The organism is Alkaliphilus serpentinus, from assembly GCF_009017255.1.
Classification (GTDB): domain Bacteria; phylum Bacillota; class Clostridia; order Peptostreptococcales; family Natronincolaceae; genus Alkaliphilus_D; species Alkaliphilus_D serpentinus.
The window spans coordinates 13,527-33,561 of record NZ_WBZB01000040.1 but is presented as its reverse complement, the minus strand read 5'-3'; the positions used below and the strand labels follow the sequence as shown (position 1 = coordinate 33,561).

Here is a 20,035-nt window from a genome sequence, read left to right as displayed (position 1 = left end):
GAGGTGTTTATATGCCAACCTTTAGTTATAAAGCAACTACAAGTGAAGGAAAAACCGTAGAAGGCACTTTTGTTGCCAATAGTAAGGGTGAAGTAGTTACCCTAATAAGGGAAAGTAACCAATATCCCATAAATATTATTGAGGCAACAGAAGGTAAAAACCTCAATATGAACAGCTTTACCATTGGTGGTAGGATCAAGGTTAAGGATATATCCATATTTTGTAGACAGTTCTACACCATGCTGAATGCAGGTGTTAGTATAATAGCCTCTTTAGATATATTAAAAAAGCAAACGGAGAATAAAAGGCTAAGGGAGGCTGTTGCCAACATTTATGAAGATCTTCAAAAAGGTAGAACCCTTTCTGAAGCCATGAAGACAAAAAATAATATTTTCCCAGATTTGTTTATTAACATGGTGGAAGCAGGTGAAGCCAGTGGTAACTTGGATACCATAATGAATAGAATGGCAGAACACTATGAAAAGGAGAACAAAATCAACAACAAGGTAAAAACAGCTATGATGTATCCCTTAGTTCTTAGTATATTAGCCCTAACAGTGGTGGTATTTCTACTAGCCTTTGTAATGCCCACCTTTGTAAGTATGTTTGAAGGAAGCGGGGTGCCTTTACCCTTACCGACAAAAATACTTCTGAATATAAGTAACACCTTAACCACTTATTGGTATTTCTTTGTTGCTGCTACTGTATTAATGGTTTTTTCCTTTAAGGTCTTTATCAGTACCGAGGATGGTAAGTATTCCTTTGATAGCTTCAAGCTAAAAATACCAGTGGTAAGTAACACCATAAAGAAGGTAGCAACCTCAAGATTTTCAAGGACCTTATCCATCCTTTTAGCTAGTGGAATCTCTCTTTTAGAGGCTTTGGATATCGTTGCTAGGGTTGTTGGAAATAAGGTGCTAGAGAAGGTTATTCATGGAACAATGGAGGATGTGAGAAAGGGGGCACCCCTTTCTAAGCCCATAAGAAACAGTGGCTTTTTTCCTCCAATGTTGGACTCGATGCTTCAAATCGGCGAGGAATCAGGAGCCTTGGATGATATATTAGAGAAAACTGCAAACTTTTATGATGATGAGGTTGAAACTGCCATTCAAAAGATGACGGGATTATTAGAGCCCTTGATGATCGTTTTTATGGCCTTGATAATTGGAGCCATAGTAATTGCAATGCTTCTGCCAATGTTTGATATGATAAGTACAATATAATTCAATGTAATGTTGAATGATGAATGTTGAATTAAAGTAGCTTCGATAAATCGAAGCAGATATTTTAATATTGTTCAAACATTAATTCTTAATTCCAAAATCTTAATTCTTAATTTAATCATCTTTGCCCTGATAAATAAAACAGGGAAAAAATAAATATATACATAAAAAAAGGAGGAGAAATAATGATTCAATTAATCAACAGAAAAATTAGAAACAAAAAAGGCTTCACCCTAATAGAACTTATTGTAGTAATAGCTATTTTAGGTATTTTGGCGGCCATAGCAGTGCCTAGATTAGGTGCTTTTAGAGGTCAGGCAGAAGAAATAGCTGAAGTTGCCAATGCTAGAACAATTCTAAATGCAGTAAATATGTATAAAGCACAGTTTGGAGAAAATTCCACACCTGCAATGACAGATTTAACTTCATACCTAGATGGTTTAAATGGAACTTATGTAATAAACTATAATGGAGTTGATGTAGAAAGCATAGATACACCAGGTGGACGATGGGCACCAGGGACAAACACTTTGACAGCAATTCCCTAGAAGTTTGGGACAAAGGGATGTTTAGTGTCCCAGCTTAGCTCTTTAGGTTTACATATTACCTTTTAACAAAATAGGAGGGGCTTGCCCCTCCAACCTTCATTCAACATTCAACATTTAACATTCAACATTAGCTGTTCATTCAACATTTAACATTCAACATTAGCTGTTCATTCAACATTCTTAATTCTTAATTCTTCAATCTTAATTTAGCGCAGCTACCATCCACCTTGCATGCAAAAACATTACATACACCTTAACTACTACAACGAGACTTAAGGCCGTAGGTAGCCACTTAATTCTGTTTCTTACCTTATAAATAAAGTATAATAGACCACCAACAAATAGAAGTACAGCCATCATTGTTAATAACAAGGATTTATTTATAAAGAAGGCTAATATAGGATTGGCCTCACTAACTAGCTTCAGCTTTATACCAATGGATGTACAGAGGACATCCATAATGGTCAATAGGTAAATTAAAAGGTATATTAGCTTGTTTTTTTTCATATCATACACCCCCTAAAACAGCTTATTTTACAGATGGGTATTGTATGATAGTATTAAAATTTTTTTCAAAAACTATTCAAAGCTATGGATTTAGTAATGGATTTTTTTACAGAAGAAGGAGGACAATCATGAATTATTTGCTCATCTTTACAATTGGGTTAGTTATCGGTTCCTTCTTAAATGTTTGTATTTACCGTATTCCAGAGGAAAAATCAATTGTATTTCCCCCCTCCCATTGTACCCAATGTAAAACTTCATTAAAGGCTATAGATTTAATTCCCATTATCAGCTTTATAATCTATAGAGGCAGATGTAGGTATTGTGGTGAAAAAATCTCCCTTCAATATCCAATTGTTGAGTCTATGAATGGTCTTATGTATGTGCTGCTCTTTATGAAATTTGGTTTTTCTATTGAGTTTCTACAATATGCCCTTCTTATAAGTGGATTGATTGTTATTTTTATGATTGACTATTACCATCAAATAATCCCCGATGGTTTAAATATATTCATTTTTGTTTTAGCAATGATCTTTATTGGATCAAAAAATCTTGCCACTCATTCTTTTCCCTTAAGTAATTTCCTGGGTTTGTTAGTTGCTGGAGGCTTCTTTCTCCTTATTGCTGTCTTAACCAATGGGGCAATGGGAGGGGGAGATATTAAGCTAATGGCAGCCTTAGGATTTTGGTTTGGCTTAATGGAGGTTATCCTAATTATATTTTTATCCTTTATAATCGGTGGAATCCTATCTAGTATGTTAGTTCTATTGAGGATGAAGGGAAGAAAGGATTACATTCCCTTTGGGCCCTTTATTGTTATAGCTACTACCATTGTCACTTTTTTCGGTAAGGAGCTTCTACAATGGTATTTAAGTATAATTTAGCCATAATTGAGCTTCAAGGCTTTTAGGAGAGATTAGGATGTTGAAAATTTACAAAGTGATAAAGAGTAAAAATGGGGCCTCTTTGCCGTTGGTTTTAATTGTTTTTATGGTTATTACAATATTAATTGCCTCGGTGATTTATATTAACAACACCAACATCAAACAAGTAAAGCTTCAGGAGGATTCCATGCGGGCCTATTATCTAGCAACTTCTGGGGCAGAACTAGCTTATGGGGCTCTGATGATGGATAATGCCCACTTGTTGGACGACTTTATAAATGATCCTACCCATCAGATGGAGGAACTGAATAAACCCTTTGGCAATGGAACCATAGATGTATCGGTTTCTTCCTTTACAAAGGATGGAGAGCAATGGATTAGGATATTATCTATAGGAAGATTAGGGGTTTCTGGGGTAACCCATAGCACCAAAATGGAGTTTAACATCAATAACCCTACTGCCATTTATAGATCAAAATAACAAGGCTATAGCATCAATAGGAGAGAGTGATGTAAATGAATCGAATTTTGAATAAAAAGGGTTTTACTCTTTTGGAGGTAATTCTAAGCTTAGCCTTACTGGGAATGGTTATTTTAATAGCTGTTTCTATGTTGAACTTCTCAACTAGAGCCCATAAAACAACTATTGATGAATACAGATTACAATCTGAAATGAGGGTGGCTACTGAAAAAATCAATGAATTTATTAGATACTCCACCGCTGTATTTACTGTTCCTATGGAAAGCTTTAAAGAGGATAAATTAGCTGAGAATTGGAACTATTTTGGGGTTAGTGAGGATAAAACAGAAATCATTCATTATTTATATAATGAGGCCACCGGGAACCATGATAAGAAAATTATAGTAACATCGGAGGCGTTTCTTAACTATAATCTTTCCTTCCATAAAAAGGATCTATCCTTCGATAGTAAACTATTAAGCTTTGCCTTAGAAGGCTTTATAGTGGGAGCTGAAAATAAGAGAATTGTTATTGAATCTGAGGTTGAAGCCCTAAATGCATTGCAGGTGGTAGATCGAGGGACAGATGGAATCTATGCTACAGCGCTGGCCTATCGTACCGATGAAAGACCTAAGCCTGAGAACGCAAGGGCTGCTGTATCAATGGTACTAGACATTTCAGGGAGTATGGCATTGAGTATGAATGGTTCTAGCGCTAATTATCCCAATAGGCGTGTCGATATTATGAAAAATGAAGCCATCGATTTGATAGAGGGCTTTTCAGAGATGGAAACGGTGGATGTCAGCTTAATACCCTTTTCAACTTCGGCTAACAATCCCTCTGACTTTTATGATGCTTCAGTAAATGAGGATTTTTTACTGGATGAAATCAATGATTTGACGGCATTTGGAGGAACCAATATTGGAGACGGAATGAGAAGGGGATTTCATCAGCTAAAAAACTACAATAATGATCATACGGATTTTGATATTATGAATTATGTGATTTTATTGGTGGATGGTGACCCAACCTTTTCTAGCGTTAAGCCCCAAACCGATGCCGTAAGAAACAGACAATGGCCTGGCTATAGCAACTATTGGCTAACCAGAACAAATGAATTTACCGATATCAGTGATTACAAACTTGATGATGGAAATGTTGATGACAATGTTTTTCTACAGGCAACCAATAGAAGAACTGCTTGGATTAGAACTGGCTTTTGGCCAGGGCAGGGCTATTATCAGGATCAAATATATCTAAGAAGTACTGATGATTTTTCCTCAAGTCATACAATGTATAGCTCTCCAGGGTGGGTGGAGCAGTCTAATAATTCAAGCGTACCTCTACAGTTTTACGGTAATGAAATCATTGGTACTGGATTTTCAACAGCATCTAATATAGCTGATTCTATGAATTATGTTGAATACATTGGTGAAAACCTAATTGATAATGGCGAAATCAATATAAAAACCTTTGTAATTGGTTTCACTGCAGTACCAGAGGAAGTTGCTAGGGCTACGGAGATTGCAAATATTTGCAATGGCACTTATTACTCAGCCCAAAACCAAGAGGACCTTGCAGAAATTTTCGAGGAAGTTAGAGTCATTATTTTAAGTGATTTATGGCATATTTATGGACCGCAATAAACTAACTAGGGAGGAAAATAGATTTTATGTTGAATAAAAAAGGCATCTCTTTAATTGAAATCATCATATCTATTGCTCTTCTAGGAATTATCTCCATAGGATTTTTGACTTTATTTTCTTCTAGTATAAAAATGATGAATGATACCAAAAAAGCAACCATAAACCTATTTAATGGGCAGGAAGAAATAGAAAAAAATGTTTTAGAAATCAGAAGGGAAATTGTTCATAACCTAAGGGCAAGTGATCCTACTCCAATAGAATTCTTTGGAAAGAATGTTGAAGGAAACCTACTGGAAATACCCTTTCCCGATAATCCTAGCCTTGAGGTTTTTGTGTTTCTTTCAGAAGTTTATTCAAAAAAAGCTGCAGCAAATCCACCTGTAGCTGAAAATGTTAAAATAACCGTAAGTAATGATCCTAATGATCTAAATGCAGACCAATCCTCAATATTAACTGGATCCTACGATACAGTAGAGGGGAGCTCTGCTGTTTATACCCACCTTTACAGATGGTATGTTACAAAGCCAGAGGCAGGGGGCAATGATTTTCCAAGGGACTATCAATTAATAACTGGAGAAGCCTCCTTCAGCTTAAGCAATTTATCGGCCTTCCCCAATCGTTATATTGTATTTACAGTAACCCCAGTTGATGTACATGGATTAAGGGGGGCGGAAGTTGCCAGCCAAGCAGTATTCGTTTCTGGACCGGATTGGAAAATGGGCAACTTTCCATGGGTTGATTTAAATGATAATGGAATTTATGAAGAAGGGGTAGATTATAAATTTGATAAAGAGGTTTTGTTCACAGCCTTTGACACTGAAACCCCTTTTTATGATGAAGATTTAAACGAGGTTAGCCTCTTGGGTGGATCCCTATATGTACCCACCAACATTGGAGATATCGTGATTGATAATACCAAACAATTAGATTGGATAGTATGTAATAACATCCATCTAGCAACGATTATAGAGGTTCAAAACAAAACAGATGTTCATTTGAAAACAAGAAATGGAAACATAACCCTCTATCAATACCAAAATCCTTCAGGACATACCACAGGTCCTAAAATATCAACAGAGGGTAATATTAACCTTATTACAGAAGGAAGGGGCAATATAAATCTGCAAAATAAAGCCTTAATAGAATCAATGAGGGATGTTCAATTATCTGCTAATGGACTAATGAATCTATTGGGGTCAACTATTCTGACCGGGGGAAATGTGATTATTGATACCAGTGGAGCTCCAAATATTCATAACAGTAGGGATATAGTAATTGATCATTCAATTATTCAACCAGAAGCTTCATCATCCATAGGTGTAATTGAGATAAAATCCCGCCATAATATAGAGATTCTTTCCTCTGAAATCATATCGATAGGTGACAAAAACATTTATATAATGGCTGAGGATGATATCCATATGACCAATTCAAATATTGGCGAATTTGATGCTGATAATTTCCTTTTCACCGGGGACGTAGAAATATTAAGTAATGGCAATATCGCTGGAGAAGGTCTTCATATACGAAATAGCAGTGATTCAAGAATTCTTATTAACGCCAGTAAGGAGGCTGCTATAGACAATTCCACGTTGATATCTCATGATGGTGAAATTTTAATATACTTTAATAGAAGGCTATCAGCTTTAGCTTCAGAATTAAGAATGAGGGAAGATGCTTATATCAATGTGTATACTTCATCCAACAGAGTGAACGGTATCTACAGTGCTGGAGCAATCTTTGAAAGTAAGGATCATATCCTTAAGGTTTCAGGTACATATCTAATGATGGATGCAGGACCCATTCAAGGTGAAATACAATAGCATAGGTAGTGAATAATTTAGGAGTTAAAAATTTACAAGGGGTGATATGCTTGAAAAATCAATTATTAAATATGTTTTATGGTCCGTTTTTATCATTGGATATTGGAAGCCATAGTATCAAAATAGTTGAAGGAAATTGGACAAGAAGTGCTATTAATATAGAAAGGCTGATCTCTATCCCTACACCCTTAGAGACAGTTTCTGATGGGAAAATAACCGATATTAACAAATTGAGGGAAGCAGTAAGTACGACAATTGAGATAGAAAAGATTAAAGCTAAACGACTGATTTTTACAATAGGAAGCACTTCTGTTATTACTAGAGAAATTATATTACCTACTACAAAACCAGAAGAAATAAAATCTATTTTGGAGTATGAGCTACAACAGTATTTACCAGTGAACCTAGATGATTACATTCTTCAGAAAAAAATCCTTGAAGAATTTATGGAATCTGGTATTAAGAAATCCAATCTTCAGGTGGCAGCATTACCAAAGGAGATGGTTTCAGAGTATTATCAGTTAGCCCAGCTATTAAAGCTTAAGGCGGTGGTTTTGGATCTTAATTTCAATAGCATCTATAAGCTTATAATAGAAAAGGCCTTTCTCAACAAAGGGGAAGATGTGTCTAATAAAACCATAGCTGTGGTAGACATAGGCTATAAAAGTATGAATGTAATTATTATTGAGAAGAAAGTATTAAAATTTAATAGATTAATACAGTCTGGAGGCAATGAAATTGATGTTAATCTTGCCAATGCTTTAAATCTAACATTAAGAGAGGCTTCGGAAAAGAAGAAAGAAATAAAGAATATTCAAGGTAGCACCCTTAGTGAATTAGAGGAAATTGTAAATAGCAATATAAAGGCTACTATAGACAATTGGGTCTATGATATCGAGAGGCTCTTTAAGTATTATACCAGTAGAGAGGTTAACAATAAGCTAGATGCAATCTATCTATATGGTGGTGGATCAAGAGTAAAGGGTATTGAGGGATATTTTAAGGAGGCCTTTCAAATCCCCACTTATAAATTAACGGATATAGCTGGAATTAATAAAAACAAAAACCTGTTAACTAAGGATTTGGATACCTATTATAATGCTATAGGCGCAATGATTGGTAGATAGGGGGGATATCTGTGAAGGATTATAATTTTTTTCAAACCTATGCTGAAAAAGGGGAAAAACAAGATTTAAGAAGATTAATTTATATAGCTATAAGTACTGTGGCCATAGCCCTATTGGTAATGTATCCTTTGTTTAATCATCTAAACTATTTAAGCTTAGAAAAAGATATTCACGCAATGGAGGAAGTTTTAGACTCCAGTTATACAAAAAGTACAATTGATAGAATAGATGGGAAGAAGGAAGAATTAGAAACCCTTAGGAAATATATATCTGAAGTAAAGAATGCTGAAGCTAAAATAGATACAGCAGTAAATATTCATAATGATTTGATTACCACCCTTACCCAAAGCTTACCTGAGGGAGTATATTTTCAATCTTTAAATATTAGCGATGGTACTATTGAAATATCAGGCATTGCAAATTCTAAGAATCATATAGCTCAGTTAGAATTTAACCTGAAGGCAAATCAAGGATTATATGATGTTTTTATACCAACCATTTATTCGGAAAATGGAATCTATAAATTTTCTATAACCTCTAAGTTTAAGGATGTGAATCTTGATGAAGATTAGTAAGAGAGAAAGAAACCTTTTAATTATACTCTTAACCTTGGTATTTCTTTGGGGATACAATGAGCTAGTTTTAGGAAATCAAAATAGAGCTATTGAATCTTTGAAGGCTCAGAAGCTGGAAAAGGACATGGATTATGATACGATTAATCGCTATATTGCATTGGAAAAGGAACTTGACGCTAGCTTAAAGGAGTTGGAAAATGATGCTGATGAAGTTAAGAAAAACTACTTTGGAGCCATCATTCAAGAGGATATCATTACAATAATCTATGATTTTTTGAATGCATCTAATTTAACCTCCAATAGTTTAACCTTTCTACCCATGAAAAATGAAGACTACAACCATACAAAACTATACTCTATGAGTGTTACTTTAGCCTACCAAGGTAGCTATTCATCTTTATTGGATTTTATGGAGTTAATAAATGGCTATGAGAAAAAAATCATTGTTGATAGCTTAGGAATTGCCGCCTCTGAAGAGGGTTTGTTAAATGGGAACTTGTTGCTAACCTTTCACGGTTTTGAAGAATCCCAACAATTAAATACCCAATGGATGGTAACGGAAGGAAGTTATCATAACCCATTTGTACATAACGGAGATTTTAATGATGAAGCTTCATCTAACATAAACTTTGAAGATATTATCATAGAATTTGAAACAAGTAGAGTTCTACTTGAGGATTATATGGAACTTAACTATAGTTTGAACTCCTCCCATAGTAATATAAAGGCTAATGGATCGCTAAATTCAAACTCTAAGGTTAAGGATTACTCCTTAAAACTAGAATACAATTTTCCCAAAAGAGACGAAACCTCTCATGTTTTTATATCTTTAGGAGGTTCTCCCTTAGTCATAAAGGATCCTCCTATGGCCATTAATCTTTGGGTTTATTCCTATAACCCTGCTGATTTAATACTAAGGGGTCGCTTGAAGACGACTGACAGCCAAGTTTATACCCTTGACTTTACAAATAATATAAACTGGGTTGGTTGGAATCAGGTGTCTGCCCTAATACCGCAAGATAAAACACTCTATCCCATTGAACTGGATGGAATTATGATTGAGTCTACCAGTGGTAATGAAGAAGGTGGGGTTCTATTATTAGATGGGTTAGAAGCAATTTACAATCCAGAGCCTGTTGTTGACCCCATTATTATGGAAGAAGATGAATTTATTCATTATGAGGTTCAACCTAATGATACCCTTATAGAAATTAGCATGAGATTTTATAATAGCAATAGCTATGTATATGAAATTATGAGGATTAACGGATTAGAAAAGGAAAGTGATCTAACGGCAGGCAAAATATTGATTATTCCAAAACCATAAAGGGGTGATGATAGTTGAAAAAATCTATTGGAAGAATTGTTTTGATATTGCTGCTCTTAACTATTGTATTTACTAGCTTCTCCTATGGTAGCATTGACTCCGACCATGGTAAAGAAGATGGGGAGACGGTGGGGAAATTTATTGGAGAATTATTTGGAAAAAATGATTACAATGATGGTAAAGATAACGATTGGCAGGAAGCCATACCTTCTCAAAAGGAAATCATTAAATTATTCAATTTATCTAGAGAAACCTACACCTATCGCAATGCCTTTATTACCTACTTTAGAAAATACTTTGAAGAGGGCTATAAAGAAGCCTTTCGAGAATCAAATGTCACACTGGCAACAGAAGAAGCTGATAATACTGGTCTAATTGACGGATTGGCTATTGGTGAAATTATGGGTCAGCTAAAGGGTACTGAGGACTTTGAAAAGGGTCTAAACAGCAGCTGGAGAAGGGTTTTGCCCTCCGATGAAGAGATTATTGAAACCTATAACCTATATAGAGAGGTCCCTTCCTATAAAGGCGGTTTTCTGGAGGGCTTTAAAAAGGCCTTCGAAACCCATTATATTATGGGCTTTAGAAATGCCAATTTAAATGAAATCCTAAAAAATATAAATGTAGTAGATGAGATTGAATATACCAATATTACCACCTTTGGTGGATCCATATCCTCTGATGATAAGGTTATGACCATCACCTTTGACAAGGGTGGGCTATACAAGGATAATTATATAGCTATTGAAACTAGTGAACTAAAGGTATTAGATCCCATCTTTCAGCTAACCCCTACTACAGAGCTTTATGAGGTGAAGCTACAGGAAGCAACAATTTTTCCTCAGAAGCCCTTTAGACTATCCTTTAAATATTTCGGACCTGAAAGTGGTGGGATATATGCCTTAAAGGATGGAGATTGGATTTATCTCAGTAGTAAAATTGAAGGGGAGGATATCTACACAATGATTGAGGAACCCCTTTACAAAGGTGGAAAATATGCTGTATTTATCAGTGGAAGCTATAAAGAATTAGAAGACATAGAGGATCACTGGGCTAATGTTGAACTAGATTATTTTAATCGAAACAACTTATTAAGGGCTGAAGAAGGAAAATATTATAAACCCGATAATCCCATGACAAGAGGTGAATTTATATTATTATTGGATAAATACTATAAATGGCCTACTATCAACAATGTAAATCTATCTAAATATAAGGATAGTGTTATCTTAGAGGATTACGAAAATTCCTTTGGTAAAGGAGTAGCATTAGGTTATATAAGCGGATATTCTGATGATACTTTAAGGCCCCATATGCCAATATCCTATCAAGAGGTTGAGTGGATTATGCAAAAGATTTTAAACAATAAGGGCTTTAAATGGGAGACAGTGGCAGAAAAACTCGAGGAGGAAAAGGGTTTTAGCTCCCTTGGCTTACTAAATAATAGGTTATTTGTAACAAAGGCAGAAATTATTTACCTTTTATATAGTCTGAAATAATCCGATGATTTTTTACATAAAGTTTCCTACCTTAAAAGGAGGTTTATAAATTGAAAAAGCTGCTTTTAAAAATCACTACGATAGGTATAATCCTTATAAGCTTAAGCTTTTCATTGGTCTTTGCGGGTTTTCAGAATGAGGAAAGTAGCGTGAAGGTTATGATAAATTATGGTGAGGAGATTACCAGCAGTAATAAGGTGATTCTAAACCTATTGCCCGTAAATATACAAAAAGAGAATATTGCTTCAGTAGAGTTTTCTTTAGATAACCATAACTGGAGGGGATATAATCCACATGCAAAAACCTGGGAAAGCAATTATAAGGGTGCTTATCAAGAGTACTATACAGCCTTTGATATAGGTGAAACCGAAGGCTTGGTAAGGATTTATGTTAGAATAAAGGATATAGGTGGCAAGGTTAGCTACGGATGGGGAGAAATAAATTATACCTCTAATAACGGATTACCCACAATAAATCATATTCTAGCCAACGAGATGGCTTTTTCTGATAAAGCTATAAAACAGTCTGGAGAGAGCTTTAATCCCTTTATTATCTCATCTAATGATACGGTTTTAATCCTAAAAACCAGTAATACTGAGGAGATATCCTATTCTATTGATGGTAGAGAATGGTCTGAATGGCATACTGTTTCTAGTAATATCATTGATTTAAAGCTTTCCTTTGATGGGGGTGAAGGAAAGAAACTTGTATATATTAGAAGTAGAAATCAGCATGGGATAGAGGGTAGTATCTATCAGGTATACTATCTGATAGATAAAACTAAGCCACAAATAGAAGTTAGCAGCCATTATCATTCCTTAATACATGTAAATGGAAGGCTAGAATTTGATCTTAGCTTGTTGGATCTACAATCAGAATATATTGATTATATGATCGAAGTTCATTTAGGTTATCAAGCTATTTCAGAAGCTGGCAGAGTGAAAATGTATATAGAGGGAAGGGCTACCACCACATCAATATCTGTAAGTAATCTTCCAGACTCAGATATAGAGCTTAAAATAACTGCAATAGATGAAGCTGGGAATAAGGAATTCAAAACCTTAAAGGTTCCTTATATTGACTAAAAAAGTACTAAAGCTCCAAAATATTATTAACCAACTCCTATATAACAGAGCCATTTTGGCTCTCTTTTTTTGTTGAAAAAAGGGTCCTATGTCCAATTTTATTTGCTCATCCTACAATAAAGTAGTGTTGGGTTTGACTTTAAGGAAGCTAGTCTTTATAATTAAAGTATATATTTCCATTTCTCAGTTGGATTATAAAATACAATCATTATAATTGGAGGGTAAAGTATGAAAAAAATCAACATTATTATTATTGTAGCATTGATAGGAATCCTCTCTTTTACAATATTTTCACCACTATTTAATAAGGATGATTCATCCTCAACGGATTCTAGTGAAAAACTTTTCGACAAAGCAGAACTGAGTAAATATGATGGGAAAGAAGGTAGACCTGCATATATAGCAGTAGATGGCATTGTTTATGATGTAACCAACGCAGATTCTTGGGCTGAGGGAAAGCATAACGACTTTGAGGCTGGTAAAGACCTTACTTACGAAATAAATACCAATTCACCCCATGGTATATCTAAACTAGAGGGATTGCCTGTAGTGGGAAAATATTTATTGGATGAATGCTGAGATTAAAGCTTTTGGGGCAGGTGCTGCCCCATTATTTAATGAACTTAGAGGAGGTATTAGTAATGAGGGTAAAGAACTATATGGAGGATGTAATTGATAGGATGTTTCCAGAAGTTATAAAAAGATATCCTGAGGTTTGCAAATGCCAAAGATGTGCAAGTGATATTAAGGCAATTGCCCTTAATCATCTTCCACCTAAGTATGTTGCTACTGAAGCAGGTGAGGTTTATACTAAGGTTAATGAGCTATCCTCTCAATTTGAAGCTGATGCTATTACTGCCTTGGTGATTGCAATAAAGAAGGTTATTGAAAGACCAAGACATTAAGGAATAGTGACAAAAATACTATGTTATTAAAATGAATGTAAGCTATTCAAATAATTTAAAATATGGTATTATAGAATAGGAATTTACATAGGAAGGGTTTAACAACTGTGGAAAAATTATTGGTGATACATGGCCCCAACCTCAATTTGTTGGGAAGTAGGGAGCCTGAGGTATATGGAAATAACACTCTACAGGAAATTAATAAGCTATTAATGGAAATTGCTTATAAAAACAATGTAGAATTGGAGATAATACAAAGTAACAGTGAGGGTGAAATAATAGATAAGCTGCATCTCAATGCTGATATTAATGGAATTATCATCAATCCAGCAGCTTACACCCATTATAGCTTGGCAATTTATGATGCAATTAAGGGTATTAAATCACCTGTTATTGAAGTGCATATTTCCAACATATATAGCCGTGAGGATTTTAGAAAAAAATCTGTAACAGCAGGTGCCTGCATTGGTGTAATAAGTGGTTTTGGATATTACAGTTATGTAATGGCCCTGTATGCCTTCTTGAATGAGGGGTTGCAGAATAAGGGGGATATGAATGTCAAAAAGAATCGATCAATTTAGGTCAATCTTAAAAGAAAAAGAAATCGATGGGATTTTATTACAAAAACCAGAGAATAGGTTTTATGCTTCTGGCTTCACAGGCACCACAGGATATGTTCTTATTACCAATAAAGAAGCCATTTTTATTACTGACTTTAGATATACCCAACAAGCAATGACCCAATGTATAGGTTATACAGTTGTTGAAAATAGTAAAACAAAACCTTTATCATCCATAATTAAAGAATATGATGTTGCTAGTATAGGCTTCGAAGATGACTTTGCAACCTATTGTCAATATATGGAATTAAAGGAGAAGCTTGAAAATGTAGAATTTATCCCGTTAAAGGGTGCAATTACAAAGCTTAGAGCTATTAAATCCTCCGATGAGCTTCAAATGATAGAGAAGGCTGCAGCCATAGGAGACCTAGCATTTCAGCATATTCAAGCCTACATAAAGGCTGGTGTTCGAGAGCTAGATATAGCCTTGGAGCTAGAGCACTTTATGAAAAAGCAAGGTGCTTCGAAGTTAAGCTTCGACTCCATTGTTGCATCTGGTAATCGTTCTTCCTTACCCCACGGAGTTGCTTCAGAGAAGCTTATTGAAGAGGGAGACTTTGTTACCCTGGATTTTGGGTGTGTTTATAAGGGCTACTGCTCTGATATGACTAGAACAGTTGTTGTAGGTAAAACCAGCGAAAAGCAAAAAGAAATCTATAATATTGTTTTAGAAGCTCAAAAAATGGCATTAGAGGCTGTTAAACCTGGAATAACTGGTAAGGATTTAGATGATATCGCAAGAAACTACATCACCGAGAAGGGATATGGTCAGTACTTTGGCCATGGTTTAGGCCATGGTGTAGGACTTGAGATCCATGAGCTACCCCATGTTAACTCCATTGGAGAAGCAGCAATGGAGGCAGGTATGGTTATTACAGATGAGCCAGGTATCTATATTCCTGATTTTGGTGGAGTTAGGATTGAAGATCTTGTAGCTGTAACAGAGACTGGTTATAAGGTCTTATCAAAATCTACTAAAGAACTGATAGAGCTTTAATTAGTGAAAAGTGAAAAATGTAAAGTGAGAAATGAAGCAAGTATAAACTAATAAGCAGTTTTTCCTTTAACTTTTAACTTTTAACTTTTAACTTTTAACTTTTAATTTTAATCTTACATTATTAAACGCGGAGGGATAAAATGATTTCAGCAAGTGAATTTAGAAAAGGTGTTACCTTTGAGATGAATGGGGAACCATATGTAATACTAGATTTTCAACATGTTAAACCTGGTAAAGGTGCTGCCTTCGTAAGAACTAAGTACAAGAATTTAAAATCTGGTGCCATTAGAGAAGAAGCCTTCAACCCAAGTGACAAGTTTCCAAGGGCCCATATTGAAACTAAGGAAATGCAATACCTATATAATGATGGAGAGTTTTATTATTTTATGGATAATGAAACCTTTGAACAATTTCCATTGCGTTATGAAGAGGTTGAAGATGCAATCAAATTTCTTAAGGAAAATGATAGCGCAACCATTAAGTTTTATCAAGGGAAAGCATTCCAAGTTGACGCACCAAACTTTGTGGAATTAACTGTTGTTGAAACAGAGCCAGGTATTAAAGGTGATACTGCTTCTAACGTGACAAAATCAGCTACCCTAGAGACTGGAGCGGTAGTGCAGGTACCACTTTTTATTAATGAAGGTGATGTTATTAGAGTGGACACAAGGATTGGAGAGTATATGTCAAGGGCATAAAATCATGTTTTCAATGTAATACTATATAAGCATAATGAAAGAATATCTTTCTTATGTTATTTTCTAAAGAGAAGAGGAGGTAAATACTATGGATCATTTATTTGAAAAAGTAGCCTACTTAAAGGGATTGGCAGATGGTTTAAATATCAAGGAGAGTTCAAAGGAAGGAAAGCTTCTAATGAGTTTTATTGATACCCTTGAAGATTTTGCTGATGCAATTGTGGAGTTAAGTGATGAGCAAAATGACCTAAGTGAGTATGTAGAAGCTTTAGACGAAGATTTAATGGATGTTGAGGATGAAATCTTTGAAGAAGATGAAGATGAGGACTACGATGACGAGGATATTGACTTCGCTGAAGTAGAGTGTCCATACTGCAGTGAAGAGATCTATGTTGATGAAGACTTGCTGGATGGTGAAGATGAGTTGGAAGTTGAATGTCCAAAATGTCATCGAACAATAACAGTAATGGAAGAAGAACATTATCACGATGGCTGTTGTGGACATCATCATGATGAATATGATGATGAAATAGATCAAGAAGACTAAAGAAATTAATAAAATACTAGATCTCAAAAAACCAATGATTAAGTTCATTGGTTTTTTTATGTTTAAAACATTAATCATTCTGTATTATTGTATCCATCAGGATTATAGGTGTTTTATTATTTTTTTCATCTTCCTTATGGTTTCTAGAATATTAAAGGACCTTCTCTAATATCTATATATATAAGGAAGGGGACATGTTGTTATGATGAATAATCAACCTCAGATAAGAAGAGAAAGAATGAATGAAAAGACTGGAACTGAAATATATGAAGCTTACCTATGCCCTATCATACGAGCAGCAATAAAAGCTCTACCCATAGATTTTAAGAGGGATTTAGAGGAAATCAGGCTTAGAATCAACAGGCCTCTAATGGTATATGGAGGTAATAAGGATTATTTCCTTGCATCCGATGGTAGATTATTAAGGAACTCCCAAGGGGCAATTATGGTAACAAGGAAGGATATTGATTTATCCATACAATTCATTTCCAATTACTCTTTCTATTCAGTAGAGGAAGAAATAAAGCGTGGATATATTACTATAGCCGGTGGTCATCGAATTGGTTTATCAGGAAAGGTACTATATGATGGTAAATCCATAAGAACTATGAAGGATTTTAATGGCCTCAATTTTAGAATTGCTAGAGAGAAGAAGGGGGCAGCAAAGGCTGTAATGCCTTATCTATATCATAAAGGGAAATTTCTCAATACCTTAATTGTTTCTCCACCCCAATGTGGTAAAACAACCCTCCTTAGAGATATTATTCTCAACGTTAGCAATGGTAATGCCAGTAATGGAATATTGGGTCTTAAAGTTGGAGTAGTTGATGAGAGATCAGAGCTTGCAGCCAGTTGCAATGGCATTCCGCAGCTGGATTTAGGGATCAGAACGGATATATTAGATAGTTGTCCAAAGGCAGAAGGGATGATGATTTTAATTCGGGCAATGTCCCCTAATGTAATTGCCACCGATGAGATAGGCAGAGAAGAGGACAGCTACGCCATTTCTGAAGCATTGTTAGCAGGCATTAAATTAATAACCACTGTTCATGGAACTTCTTTGGAGGATATCTATGGCAAAAAAGTTATAGGAGACTTAGTGAAAAATAAGGTTTTCGAAAGAATGATTATTTTGTCTAATAAAAATGACATAGGAACCATTGAGTCAATCATCGATGTTAATACAAAAGTCAATCTAATAGGTACTCCCATTAGGAATAAGGTGGTGAATTAGTATGTGGTTAAAGCTAGTGGTTTCAGCTGTGATCGTGGTTTCTTCCTTTCAGTTGGGTTCAATTTACGCTGGAACCTTCACAGAAAGGAAAAAACTTTTGGGAGAATTGATTGTTGCACTACAGATGTTTGAAACTGAAATCAGCTATAATGCAACACCCTTACCCTTATTGTTAGAAAAGATCGGCAACAGAAGCAATTCGGATGTTTCAAAGCTACTACTAAGAACTGCCTATTCGTTGCAGGAAAATGGAAGTAATAGCTTTATGGAGGCATGGAATCTAGCGATTTCTTCCGAGGGTGAAACCTCGGGATTATATAAAGAGGATTTAGAATTGTTAAGGCTTTTAGGCAGTAATTTAGGAAATTCAGATGGGGTGAATCAGGTAAAATATTTAAGAATTTTAATGGAGGAAGTGAAAAGGAATTATAACAAGGCTATTGAAGAAGAGAATAAAAATTTAAAGCTTTATAGACATTTAGGATTGTTGACAGGTGTTACTATTGTAATAATTCTATTCTAAGGGAGGGAGTACAATGACCATTAATGTTGATATAATCTTTAAAATTGCAGCCATTGGTATAATTGTTTCTGTTTTAAATATGGTTTTAAATAAGGCAGGAAGAGAGGAACAGGCAATGATGACCACCCTTGTGGGAATTGTAGTAGTACTGATGATGGTGATTAATTTAGTCAGCAATCTCTTTGATACAGTAAAAACAATGTTTCAGTTGTATTAAGGATGTGAAAAGTTATGAATATTTTTCAAATTGTAGCAATTGGAGTTATGGCAGCTATTTTGGCCATATTACTTAAAAACCATAAGCCCGAGTTCGGTATTTATATTAGCATAGTTGCAGGCTTAATTATATTTTTGCTGGTCCTGTCACAACTACAATCGGTGATCGAAATCCTAAATCAGCTGGCTGGCAGAATCGATATAGAGGATGTCTACTTATCAATCGTATTGAAAATCGTTGCAATAGCCTATATAGCCGAGTTCGGTGCACAAGTATGTAGAGATGCAGGGGAAGGGGTGATTGCCTCAAAAATTGAGTTTGCAGGTAAGGTCTTAATTATGGTTATGGCAGTACCAATCTTAGTTTCATTAATGGATTTAATTATAAATATGGTACCTTAGGATGTGAAAAACATGAGAAAAATTATCATATTCACTTTGCTTTTCTGTCTCTTAAGCCTATCTAGTGTTTTTGCAGATGATGGAGGAGTATCTATAGACAGCATCATAAATGATCAGCTAGAGGGTATGAACACCGATGAGCTACAGGAAATCATCGATGTGTTAAATAAAGACTTAGGGGATTATTTACCCAAAATTAATTTTAGAGAGCTTATTGTCAAGGTAGTTAAAGGGGAAGGAGCCTTCTCCTTTAAGGATATCATCAGCGGAGGTACCCGATATTTGTTTAAAGAGGTGGTGGCCAACTGGATTCTATTGGTACAAATAATCGTTATGTCAACAATCTATGCTCTATTAAGCAATTTACAGAGTAGCTTCGATCATGATGTGGTTGGAAGACTGGCCTATACCGTTTGTTACATGGTAATTATCAGCATTACGATAAAAAGCTTCTTAATAGCCATTAATCTAGGAAAAGAAACCATTGATATGATGGTGACCTTTATGCAAGCCTTAATTCCAATACTCTTGGCTATTTTACTGGCAATGGGGGGGATAACCACCTCTGCCTTCTTCCATCCAATATTGCTGGGGGCCATAGGCTTTGTAGCCACAATGGTAAAAACCGTTGTATTACCCCTTATATTTTTCTCAGCAGTATTGGCAATAGTCAATAATTTATCTTCTAAAATTCAGGTTTCGAAGCTGGCTGGATTGCTAAAACAAACTGCTGCAGTAATATTAGGCTTCATCCTAACTGCCTTTGTAGGAATTATATCTATACAAGGCATCGCTTCTGCAACAGTGGATGGGGTTACCATTAGAACCGCTAAATTTGCAGTAGATAAATTCATTCCTATTGTAGGTGGGTTTTTATCCGACGCCATGGATACTGTGGTTGGTTGTTCTTTAGTAATTAAGAATGCAGTTGGAGCCATTGGCTTATTCAGTATCTTTATCATATGTTTGATTCCAATGCTTAAAATATTAGCCCTAATTGTAATTTATAAGCTATGTGCTGCAATTATAGAGCCTATAGCCCATGGACAGTTGGTGGACTGTCTCAATCAAATGAGCAGTTCATTAATATTATTATTTGCTACGGTGTCAACCATAGCCGTAATGTTCTTCATAACCATAACAATCGTTGTGGGTGCGGGTAATTTAACTCTAATGATGAGGTAGGTGGTAG

At 35.2% G+C, this 20,035-nt stretch carries 23 protein-coding genes; 22 read left to right on the top strand and 1 reads right to left on the bottom strand.

Annotation, left to right across the window (positions count from 1 at the left end; all coding sequences use genetic code 11):
* Positions 1-11 precede the first annotated feature (11 nt).
* Positions 12-1,223, top strand: a complete 1,212-nt coding sequence (locus tag F8153_RS11415) for a type II secretion system F family protein (RefSeq protein WP_151866488.1) — start codon at positions 12-14, stop codon at positions 1,221-1,223.
* 185 nt (positions 1,224-1,408) lie between these two features.
* Positions 1,409-1,771 (top strand): type II secretion system protein, encoded by a 363-nt coding sequence (locus F8153_RS16590; RefSeq protein WP_151866487.1) that lies wholly within the window; start codon positions 1,409-1,411, stop codon positions 1,769-1,771.
* A gap of 201 nt (positions 1,772-1,972) precedes the next feature.
* Here the strand turns inward: F8153_RS16590 and F8153_RS11405 are convergent, their stop codons facing one another.
* Positions 1,973-2,278: a DUF5658 family protein gene (locus F8153_RS11405; RefSeq protein ID WP_151866486.1), complete on the bottom strand. Its 306-nt coding sequence runs from the start codon at positions 2,276-2,278 to the stop codon at positions 1,973-1,975.
* Positions 2,279-2,406: 128 nt separating this feature from the next.
* Between F8153_RS11405 and F8153_RS11400 the strand changes: the two genes are divergently transcribed.
* From F8153_RS11400 to spoIIIAE, 20 genes are all read left to right on the top strand, one after another.
* Positions 2,407-3,159 (top strand): prepilin peptidase, encoded by a 753-nt coding sequence (locus F8153_RS11400; RefSeq protein ID WP_151866485.1) that lies wholly within the window; start codon positions 2,407-2,409, stop codon positions 3,157-3,159.
* A 37-nt stretch (positions 3,160-3,196) separates the two neighbouring features.
* Positions 3,197-3,640 (top strand): hypothetical protein, encoded by a 444-nt coding sequence (locus tag F8153_RS11395; protein WP_151866484.1) that lies wholly within the window; start codon positions 3,197-3,199, stop codon positions 3,638-3,640.
* Positions 3,641-3,675: 35 nt separating this feature from the next.
* Entirely contained in the window at positions 3,676-5,265 is a 1,590-nt protein-coding gene (locus F8153_RS16325; protein WP_207707730.1) for a VWA domain-containing protein, read from the top strand.
* Between the two features lie 26 nt (positions 5,266-5,291).
* Complete coding sequence (locus F8153_RS11385; protein WP_151866483.1) at positions 5,292-7,088, top strand: hypothetical protein; 1,797 nt, start codon at positions 5,292-5,294, stop codon at positions 7,086-7,088.
* Between the two features lie 50 nt (positions 7,089-7,138).
* Positions 7,139-8,215, top strand: a complete 1,077-nt coding sequence (gene pilM, locus F8153_RS11380; RefSeq protein ID WP_151866482.1) for a pilus assembly protein PilM — start codon at positions 7,139-7,141, stop codon at positions 8,213-8,215.
* 11 nt (positions 8,216-8,226) lie between these two features.
* Positions 8,227-8,787 carry a PilN domain-containing protein gene (locus F8153_RS11375; protein ID WP_151866481.1) on the top strand — a complete coding sequence of 187 codons (561 nt, stop codon included), beginning with the start codon at positions 8,227-8,229 and terminating at the stop codon, positions 8,785-8,787.
* Complete coding sequence (locus F8153_RS11370) at positions 8,777-10,117, top strand: LysM peptidoglycan-binding domain-containing protein (protein WP_151866480.1); 1,341 nt, start codon at positions 8,777-8,779, stop codon at positions 10,115-10,117. Before F8153_RS11375 ends, F8153_RS11370 begins: the two co-directional genes overlap by 11 nt.
* A gap of 14 nt (positions 10,118-10,131) precedes the next feature.
* Complete coding sequence (locus tag F8153_RS11365; protein ID WP_151866479.1) at positions 10,132-11,616, top strand: S-layer homology domain-containing protein; 1,485 nt, start codon at positions 10,132-10,134, stop codon at positions 11,614-11,616.
* Between the two features lie 50 nt (positions 11,617-11,666).
* Complete coding sequence (locus tag F8153_RS11360; RefSeq protein WP_151866478.1) at positions 11,667-12,701, top strand: hypothetical protein; 1,035 nt, start codon at positions 11,667-11,669, stop codon at positions 12,699-12,701.
* A gap of 228 nt (positions 12,702-12,929) precedes the next feature.
* Positions 12,930-13,280 (top strand): cytochrome b5 domain-containing protein, encoded by a 351-nt coding sequence (locus F8153_RS11355; protein WP_151866477.1) that lies wholly within the window; start codon positions 12,930-12,932, stop codon positions 13,278-13,280.
* Positions 13,274-13,606, top strand: coding sequence for a late competence development ComFB family protein (locus F8153_RS11350; protein ID WP_243136962.1), 333 nt, complete (start codon positions 13,274-13,276; stop codon positions 13,604-13,606). Before F8153_RS11355 ends, F8153_RS11350 begins: the two co-directional genes overlap by 7 nt.
* A gap of 107 nt (positions 13,607-13,713) precedes the next feature.
* A complete protein-coding gene (gene aroQ / locus F8153_RS11345; protein WP_151866475.1) occupies positions 13,714-14,187 on the top strand; it encodes a type II 3-dehydroquinate dehydratase in 474 nt (157 codons plus the stop codon).
* Complete coding sequence (locus tag F8153_RS11340) at positions 14,162-15,223, top strand: M24 family metallopeptidase (RefSeq protein ID WP_151866474.1); 1,062 nt, start codon at positions 14,162-14,164, stop codon at positions 15,221-15,223. The genes aroQ and F8153_RS11340 overlap by 26 nt, the downstream gene beginning before the upstream one ends.
* A gap of 140 nt (positions 15,224-15,363) precedes the next feature.
* Positions 15,364-15,921 (top strand): elongation factor P, encoded by a 558-nt coding sequence (gene efp, locus F8153_RS11335; protein ID WP_151866473.1) that lies wholly within the window; start codon positions 15,364-15,366, stop codon positions 15,919-15,921.
* A gap of 88 nt (positions 15,922-16,009) precedes the next feature.
* Entirely contained in the window at positions 16,010-16,468 is a 459-nt protein-coding gene (locus F8153_RS11330) for a CD1247 N-terminal domain-containing protein (protein WP_151866472.1), read from the top strand.
* 202 nt (positions 16,469-16,670) lie between these two features.
* Entirely contained in the window at positions 16,671-17,702 is a 1,032-nt protein-coding gene (spoIIIAA, locus tag F8153_RS11325) for a stage III sporulation protein AA (RefSeq protein ID WP_243136961.1), read from the top strand.
* A gap of 1 nt (position 17,703) precedes the next feature.
* Positions 17,704-18,225 (top strand): sporulation protein, encoded by a 522-nt coding sequence (locus tag F8153_RS11320; RefSeq protein WP_151866471.1) that lies wholly within the window; start codon positions 17,704-17,706, stop codon positions 18,223-18,225.
* A 13-nt stretch (positions 18,226-18,238) separates the two neighbouring features.
* On the top strand, positions 18,239-18,442 hold the full coding sequence (gene spoIIIAC, locus F8153_RS11315; RefSeq protein WP_330577780.1) for a stage III sporulation protein AC: 204 nt from the start codon (positions 18,239-18,241) through the stop codon (positions 18,440-18,442).
* Between the two features lie 14 nt (positions 18,443-18,456).
* Complete coding sequence (gene spoIIIAD, locus F8153_RS11310) at positions 18,457-18,843, top strand: stage III sporulation protein AD (RefSeq protein ID WP_151866470.1); 387 nt, start codon at positions 18,457-18,459, stop codon at positions 18,841-18,843.
* Between the two features lie 12 nt (positions 18,844-18,855).
* Positions 18,856-20,028: a stage III sporulation protein AE gene (gene spoIIIAE / locus F8153_RS11305; protein ID WP_151866469.1), complete on the top strand. Its 1,173-nt coding sequence runs from the start codon at positions 18,856-18,858 to the stop codon at positions 20,026-20,028.
* Positions 20,029-20,035 lie beyond the last annotated feature (7 nt).

Coding starts and splice junctions, on each gene's coding strand:
- F8153_RS11415 (WP_151866488.1), top strand. CDS start 12: ATGCCAACCTTTAGTTATAAAGCAACTACAAGTGAAGGAAAAACCGTA.
- F8153_RS16590 (WP_151866487.1), top strand. CDS start 1,409: ATGATTCAATTAATCAACAGAAAAATTAGAAACAAAAAAGGCTTCACC.
- F8153_RS11405 (WP_151866486.1), bottom strand. CDS start 2,278: ATGAAAAAAAACAAGCTAATATACCTTTTAATTTACCTATTGACCATT.
- F8153_RS11400 (WP_151866485.1), top strand. CDS start 2,407: ATGAATTATTTGCTCATCTTTACAATTGGGTTAGTTATCGGTTCCTTC.
- F8153_RS11395 (WP_151866484.1), top strand. CDS start 3,197: ATGTTGAAAATTTACAAAGTGATAAAGAGTAAAAATGGGGCCTCTTTG.
- F8153_RS16325 (WP_207707730.1), top strand. CDS start 3,676: ATGAATCGAATTTTGAATAAAAAGGGTTTTACTCTTTTGGAGGTAATT.
- F8153_RS11385 (WP_151866483.1), top strand. CDS start 5,292: ATGTTGAATAAAAAAGGCATCTCTTTAATTGAAATCATCATATCTATT.
- F8153_RS11370 (WP_151866480.1), top strand. CDS start 8,777: ATGAAGATTAGTAAGAGAGAAAGAAACCTTTTAATTATACTCTTAACC.
- F8153_RS11355 (WP_151866477.1), top strand. CDS start 12,930: ATGAAAAAAATCAACATTATTATTATTGTAGCATTGATAGGAATCCTC.
- F8153_RS11350 (WP_243136962.1), top strand. CDS start 13,274: ATGCTGAGATTAAAGCTTTTGGGGCAGGTGCTGCCCCATTATTTAATG.
- F8153_RS11340 (WP_151866474.1), top strand. CDS start 14,162: ATGTCAAAAAGAATCGATCAATTTAGGTCAATCTTAAAAGAAAAAGAA.
- efp (WP_151866473.1), top strand. CDS start 15,364: ATGATTTCAGCAAGTGAATTTAGAAAAGGTGTTACCTTTGAGATGAAT.
- F8153_RS11330 (WP_151866472.1), top strand. CDS start 16,010: ATGGATCATTTATTTGAAAAAGTAGCCTACTTAAAGGGATTGGCAGAT.
- spoIIIAA (WP_243136961.1), top strand. CDS start 16,671: ATGATGAATAATCAACCTCAGATAAGAAGAGAAAGAATGAATGAAAAG.
- F8153_RS11320 (WP_151866471.1), top strand. CDS start 17,704: ATGTGGTTAAAGCTAGTGGTTTCAGCTGTGATCGTGGTTTCTTCCTTT.
- spoIIIAC (WP_330577780.1), top strand. CDS start 18,239: ATGACCATTAATGTTGATATAATCTTTAAAATTGCAGCCATTGGTATA.
- spoIIIAD (WP_151866470.1), top strand. CDS start 18,457: ATGAATATTTTTCAAATTGTAGCAATTGGAGTTATGGCAGCTATTTTG.
- spoIIIAE (WP_151866469.1), top strand. CDS start 18,856: ATGAGAAAAATTATCATATTCACTTTGCTTTTCTGTCTCTTAAGCCTA.